The following is a 6,432-nucleotide window of genomic DNA, read 5'->3' on the forward strand; positions in this document are numbered from 1 at the left end:
CAGCCAAAGCATGGCCAGAGCGGCGCAGGCGGCAGACGTGGCTGCGGTGCGCAGTTAGGGAAGGTAGCGCATGTAGTGTCCTTTCAGTGTGAGGCCATCCTGGCCAGTGCCCGAAGACTAGATCAGCTTCGAGAGATTTGCTCCCTGCTAAAGATGGAGGTTTTCGCAAATGCCCCTCTGGACTGGCCTAATGCAAAATGGATAATGCAGGCATCTGGCCACCACCTAATCATGATGGATTATGAAAAAAATAATACATGTCTCGGATATCCACGCTAGCGTAAATCCTCTTAAAGGGCAGTCCCGACTGTTTCTTGAAAAATTGAAAGATGCGTTCTTGGCGGATATGCCGTCTCTTGAGAACGCTGACTCTTTGATCTTTTCTGGCGATTTGACCTACTCAGGAAAACAAGAAGAGTTCGAGCTCTGCAAAAAGGAACTCATCGAGCCAATTCGTGATGCTCTCAATCTAGAGAATAAAGATGTTCTCTTGGTTCCTGGGAACCATGATACGGATTGGGCTGGTTTCAGTTTTTCGACCAAGAAAGCCATCAAAAGTCTGCGTAAAGATCATGACTCTGGCGAGATAGGGGAGCTTCAGGATGAATTGCTTTCAGGAGAAAAGCATCCCTATGCGAGTTGGCTGGGTTTCATTGGTCAGTTCTACAGTGGATCTGTGAATGTTGTAGAAATCAAAGAGTTTTACCAGACCTATAAGCATGGAAATGTTGGTATTGCCTGCCTCAACACAGGCTGGTCTGCAATTGGAGAGGATGATCGAGAAAATCTCTTCATTGGTGAACGTCAGATAGATGCGGCGCTGAAGAGCATCACTGGATTCAAGGAAAAAATCATAATCATGCATCACCCTCTGGAATGGTTGCATCCAGAGGAGCGCAAGCTGCTGTCGGCTAAAATTACCAACTTCAAGGTTTCGACTGTTTTCTACGGTCACATGCATGAGTTTAATATTCTGCGAGAGTCTTCGTTCTCTGAAGATTTTGTTATGAAAATGCAGGCCGGTAGATTTGACCTCTCAGGAAAAGAAAAGAGTGGTTACTCTATCGTCAGCGCAACCCATACCGATAATCTAAAGTCGGGTCGAATTCTGTTCCGTCGATACGATGAAGAGAAAAAAGAGTTCGCGCCGTGGGTAGATCGCTGCCCTAAAGGGCAGATGGATTACGAAGCAGCCCCGGCGGGTGGATTCAACAGAGAGGCGTTTGCCGAGGACTGTCATAAAGCCCTTGATCGATTTGACTATGATCTGATGTGCAACACAGGTGTGGCAGAGGCTGAGCGTAAACGGCTATCTGATATATTTGTCTGCCCTGCCATCAGGATCGAAGGTTACGAGATCGAAGAGGAGGGAGAGGAGAAGTACATCGGCTTTGAGGAGTTGACGAGGTCACGAGATAACTTCCTCCTTGTCGGTGGCGAGAACTCCGGTAAAAGCACCATATTGAAAAGCTTGCTCATGGATAAACTCAAGAGCCAAGCACAGACGCAGCTGGATGAGATTGCGTTCTATTTTGACTGCAAAGGAAAGAGGCTTCCGTCTAGAAATCGCATAAAGGCGGTGTTGACGGAGATATATGACTCTCTCCCTAACTCGAAGCTCTACCTTGACGCACTAGGAAATAGAGTCACTACCGAGAATGCGCTTTTAATATTCGATGGGGTGGAGGGGCTGTCTCAAAACTGCATTGATGAGCTAATATCTTTTCTGAAGGAGCATAAGTCTCCCAGGTTCATTATTTCTTGCAAGCACGCTACAGCCCATGAGATCGCAACAAAGCTGCGCACAGAGGTGTGCAGAAAATTTGTTGAGGTGAACATTGGTGGAATGAAACGTAGCCACCTTAAAGGTTTGATTGGGAAATGGCTTTCTAGCTCGATCCAGCAAAATTCTGTGGCAAGAGAGATTCTCAAGGCTGTTGATAATGCAGGGATGCCAAATAATCTGTTTGTGTATTCTATGCTGCTTTCAATTTATGAGCGGAAGCAAGGTCACTTCTCGACCTATTTGCATGAGGCAGATCTAGTTGAGAACTTCATTGAAGTCATAATGCACAAACACTGCATTACAAGGGAGCGCGCGCCTCAGTACAAGGATTTGCTGCGCCTTCTGGGCAGCATTGCTCATGAGATGGCCTGTCGAAATACATTCGCACTCAAGGCGTCTGAGGTGGATGCGCTCATCGTCAAGTTCAATAGCGATATTGCTCAAGACTTCCAGATCAACGCCTACCTGAACCCCATACTTGCTAGCGGTGTAATTGAAATCACAGATGGCAGGTATCGCTTCAGTCAGGCCTGTTTCTTTGATTATGTTTACGCTAGATATCTCACTAATAAGAAACCGTCGTATCCAGAGTTGCATGCTGCAATAAATTTCCTGCGTTTCAACAAAGTCATTGAGTACATGTCTGCCATTTCGAAAGAGGACACGGATCTTCTTGCGTTCTGCCAGGAACTCACCGCTAAGGCATGGGAAATATGTGTCGCGTCAGAGAAAATCTCGGACTTGAAACCGGCAGCACAGGAGCTTCAAGAGGCCGCGCAGTCCGATATTCTTGACGAAATGAAAGAGGAGTCCATCGATAAAGCCCTTGATCATGAACCGCCCAAGGAGCATGAAATTGATGAGCGGATGGACAGTGCTAAGCCTCTAAGAGAATGCCCTCAGAACGGTGAGTCCCGTGCTACCTGGGACGACCTGCATGGCGCAACGCTGTTTCAATCTTCTCTGTCACTTTACGCCCGAGTATTCCGAGCGGCAGAGCACGTGACAGATCGCTCGATAGCCGATGAGCACTTCTCTAATGCGCTCGATTTCTATCAAAAGACGATTGCTTTGAATACCCGAAAGTTCCAAGAGAAATTGCGCCCAATCGTGATTGAAAAGCTTATGAAGCACTCAAAATACGAAGCGCTTCCCCAAGAGCACAGAAAGAAAGCGACCGAGAGATTTGACGCGTTCCTTAACTTCCTCATTGCAGCGTTCCCTAATTTTGCTGTCTCTATGATGGCGGCTGATTTGGTGAACTCTAGGCAAATAAGTCGCCTCAGAGAGAAGCGCGCAGAAACAACAGATAACCTGGAAAAAATAATCATTACGTATGCTCTTTGCGAGGTGGATGGGGTTGATACGCTTAGCGAAATCAAATCTCTCGCACCTGGCAAGAGCTATGAGTATTCGTCGGTTATCATGAAGATTATTGAGCTGTCTCATATGGACTTCACCCTTACCCAAGAGGTGAGAGAGGAGCTGATGGGGCATGCAAAGTCGTTGATGAAGAACAAGCTTGCCAGGAAGCTGGTTAATGATCTTTCTGAAATATCGACCAAGATATCTGGAGAGCTACTGGGGCTGGAGTCGTAATTATGAATTTCGATCTGAATGTTATTGCAACCGGACTTGCTGCTCCGTGTGCAGTTTTTATCATTAAGACGCTGCTAGACTTCAGCCTCTCTCATTACTTCGTGAAGTATCTTCATTGGATCCCGGTAAGGGGCCTTTTTCGGGAGCGCCCCCCTGCAATCTCGGGTAAGTGGGAGCAGATCTGGGAGGCCCCAGATAGTCCCAGCTTCAAAGATGTTGCGGATCGGCACAGTTACACCGAGGTGAAGCAGTTTGGTAAGTACCTGTACGCGGAGTTTGATGCCAAGGGTAAAACCTATTGCATGTTTGCCACGATCAAAAACTCGTACGTCACAGGGGAGTGGTACGACAAAAGTGATCGGCTTGCGTACTTTGGGAACTTGCAGCTTAAGATCGTTGATGCAGGAAATATGTCAGGCCTGTATATCGGCCACTCCTCGCGCACCAGCCGTGTGGCAAGCGGGGATTGGAGCTGGAGGCGCTGCTCTGCTTGAAGGTAGTCTATGGGGCTCGACATCCTCTGTTCGAAATTCTCTTCACGTAGGAACGGAGGCTCTGGATGTCGATGCTCGCCAATGCGTGGCTTCAATCCGTCTTGGGGGGGTGGATATTCGCATCGACACCGACACTAATTCGCACGCCTAACCGACACCGAGTCGCATGTAAAACCGCCAGCGATTCGCATCCCCGACACCTCCCGCATCGCCGACAACTAATCGCATCTCCGCCACCGATTCGCATACACCACCAGTTTGCTTTACCAAACGTTGAGGCAGCACAGGCCCTCAAGGCCGTAGAGCCGACCTCGTGTTTTCAAATAGAACAACAGCGGAGTAAGGCGAGATCGGCTAGGCGTGTCGCAAGCTCGCGCTGCGATACGTATCTTGTGTCGCATGCGCTAGCCGCGATACCCCCCGCATGTCGCAGACTCCATTTGCGACACTCTGGGAGTGTCGCCGGGCACCGGTGCGACACACCTAGTCTGTCACCAACACGCGCTGGGATACGCTGACCATGTCGCATGCAGCCAGCTGCGATACACCCCGCATGTCGCAGCTGCGATTTGCGACACACTTACTGTGCCGCATGCGGCATTAGCAGTGCCTGATCAGGCATCGAAAGCAGCCGGAAGTGGCACAATCACCGCCACCTCCGGCGCAAAGAGTGCCCAAACTGGCACTGTCTTTATTGGTTATACTTCAACATATAAATCAATAAATTCAATTACTTAAAAGAAAAAACCATAACCAAACATCATTCTACTGGCCAGCATTTTTGAGCGCTCCGATTTCTGCTGCATCGGCGATGCGCAGCTTGGTGCTGCTGGGCTCGTTCTTTCAGCGCCATGGCGCTGGCTACGTTTTGATTTTGATGACAAAAGGCTTGCGCGCGCTTTCGCTCCACGCGCACGCTGAATGAAGATGAAGCGTGTCGCGTGAGTGAGAGCGCGCACCTCTTACTCGCGGCGCGAGTAAGAGGGCGTTGGGGCAGTTCGGACGGAACGAGAAAAAACGAAGCGAATGCGTAGTGAATTTCAGTGTAGGCCGAACTGACACAACGCCATTCGCGAAGCGGCTTAGCTTTGTCATCAAAACAACAAGAAGAGAGATGACAGCGATGCAACCGACAACATTGAAGCGGTATCAGACCAGAGCACAACATTTTTATCGGACTCGCTGCGGCGAGGACGATCCATCTTCGGCGCAGATTTGCGCGGCTTTGCTTGCCTGCGCTAGCGAGTACCGCACCAACTCGTTCAGCACGCTCAAAAATTCGCTGATGAACGATCAGCTCGCGCGTGGCAACAGCAACACAGCGGCTGCAATCAGAAAGGTGATCAATCCGGTCACAGCGCCTGATAGCAAGATGACCAGAAAACCCAAGCTGAAACAGATTCGTAAAGTCCCCTTCGAGGACTTCAAAGCGCTGTACAAGCACCTTCATGCCGGGGGCAATCTCGATGAAGCCGCCTCGCTTGTCTTGGCGAACTGCATAGGCGTACGTCCTTGTGAGATGCGCACGATCTCTGTCTCAGGGAACCTTGTGCAAATCATCGGTGGCAAAAAATCCGCAGAGCTCCACCGCGGCGCTGACCGAACCCTGGTGATCGACAAACCCAACATTCTGAAATTGATTGAATGGGCCGCACATAGGATGTCGAAGTGCCAACGCACCAACACGGCTATTCGAGATCGATTTCGCCGAGAGTCACGAGCTCTATGGTCGAGGCGCAAACAGGTTCCGACACTAAAGAGTTTCCGGCATCAGATGGGCTCCATCCTCAAGGCTTCCGGAGAAAGCCCAGAATCCCAGGCGTACGTCATGGGGCATCAGTGCACCAGCTCCCTGAGCGTTTACGGAGATAGCCGGCTGGGGACAGGCAGGAAGGCTCACATTCGTCCTGCTGATAGTGCTGACCTGACGAACATTCGCCAGCCACAGAAGCCCCCAAGATTCGGTCAAGGACGCAGCCTAGGGATCATCGAGTTTCCTGCCGCAACCAGGGGGCATTGGTATAACGAGATGAAACGTCGACGTGACGAAAAGACCCAACGTACGCCGTGACGTTATCGTGGAGATAGGTCATCGGCGAAGGATAAACCTTGTCCGAACCAGCCCCAAACACGCTTTCACACCTGATAAAACAGGTCGAGAAAAACCGTCAGCTGCTGCCGGCATCATCCAAGCGCTAAGAAAGTGCAGTCTTTTCTATTCTGGAGAGGCCTGCCGACCGAAACGAACACCATTAAATGTCTGATTCGGGGCAATTGAAGAAGCTGCCCAGTCCGACCGGCATCCTTGCCCGATGCGCTCCGGCCGGTGGGCATAGTTAGGAAGTATAGCGCCTTCGAGCCCCATATCTACGAAGCAAGAAACCGAATGCCCTGCTTTTGCCGGGCGAAACTCTAGCGAAGAAAAGAGTCTAGGGATGGTCTGAAGTAGCCATGTATTTCTGGCTGACTTCAGCCCCCGCCGATTTTGAAAGCGGCGAATCGATCAAAGACGATCAGGTCACCCGCTCATTTCTGCGTTTTTAGCCGCCACGA

General features: G+C 50.2%; 3 protein-coding genes. All 3 read left to right on the plus strand.

Annotated elements, in window-relative coordinates:
• Positions 1–241: 241 nt before the first annotated feature.
• The 3 genes from H3H51_RS16855 to H3H51_RS16865 all read left to right on the plus strand — a co-directional run bounded on the left by H3H51_RS16855 (position 242) and on the right by H3H51_RS16865 (position 5,950).
• On the plus strand, positions 242–3,385 hold the full coding sequence (locus tag H3H51_RS16855; protein ID WP_183090221.1) for a metallophosphoesterase: 3,144 nt from the start codon (positions 242–244) through the stop codon (positions 3,383–3,385).
• A gap of 2 nt (positions 3,386–3,387) precedes the next feature.
• A complete protein-coding gene (locus H3H51_RS16860) occupies positions 3,388–3,879 on the plus strand; it encodes a hypothetical protein (RefSeq protein WP_183090222.1) in 492 nt (163 codons plus the stop codon).
• A gap of 1,114 nt (positions 3,880–4,993) precedes the next feature.
• On the plus strand, positions 4,994–5,950 hold the full coding sequence (locus tag H3H51_RS16865; RefSeq protein WP_183090223.1) for a site-specific integrase: 957 nt from the start codon (positions 4,994–4,996) through the stop codon (positions 5,948–5,950).
• Positions 5,951–6,432: the final 482 nt, after the last annotated feature.

Source organism: Aquipseudomonas ullengensis (assembly GCF_014174475.1).
Taxonomy (GTDB): Bacteria; Pseudomonadota; Gammaproteobacteria; order Pseudomonadales; family Pseudomonadaceae; genus Aquipseudomonas; species Aquipseudomonas ullengensis.